Annotated in this window: 1 protein-coding gene; it reads right to left on the reverse strand. The window is 63.1% G+C overall.

All coding sequences use genetic code 11. The features are described 5' to 3' along the window. Positions 1-122 precede the first annotated feature (122 nt). On the reverse strand, positions 123-637 hold a 515-nt coding region (locus CO667_RS34590; protein WP_143540790.1), incomplete at its 5' end, for a transposase.

Below are 637 nucleotides of genomic sequence, written 5' to 3' on the forward strand. Positions count from 1 at the left end.
ATGTGAAGCTTTCGAATCTAATGCGTTTCAGGCCGTTGGTTGGCCGATGCCATCGCGCGTCAGACGATTGCGAGATGCGTTTTCGGATGGTCGCGTGTTGGCGTCGGGGCGATTGCCCCGGTTTAGCCGTTGGCGAGCCGATGGCCTTGCAGGATATTGTTGGTGAGTGCGTAGCAGAGCACGACGGCACGGACCTTTTCGATGCCGCGCACCGGCAATTGTCGCAGGTTCCAGTTTCGCCAGCGGGCATGGATGCATTCGCAGATCGAGCGGGGTTTGTACTGAGCCTTGCCCGTCTCGCTTGCCATGCGGACCCGCCAGGCCGACACACCCGGACCGTCGCCGCGCCGCGGCAGGAAGGGATCGGTTCCATGCTTGGACTGGGTGGGCGGACAAAAGACCTCAACCCCTTCGCGGTGCGCCCATTCGATATCGTCAGCGCTGCAAAAGCCGCCATCGGCGAGATAGTGCCGCGGCAGATGACCGCTCAGCGCCCGCAACCGCTCCAGCATCGGCCGCATGAGGCCGCGATCGGAGCCGGCATTGCTCACCTCGAGCCCGACCACGAACTGCTCACCGGCCGTGCTCGCAACCTGCACATTATAACCCGGACGGAAACCGCCGTCGGCCATCTTCA

The organism is Rhizobium sp. L43, assembly GCF_002531725.1.
Lineage (GTDB): Bacteria > Pseudomonadota > Alphaproteobacteria > Rhizobiales > Rhizobiaceae > Rhizobium.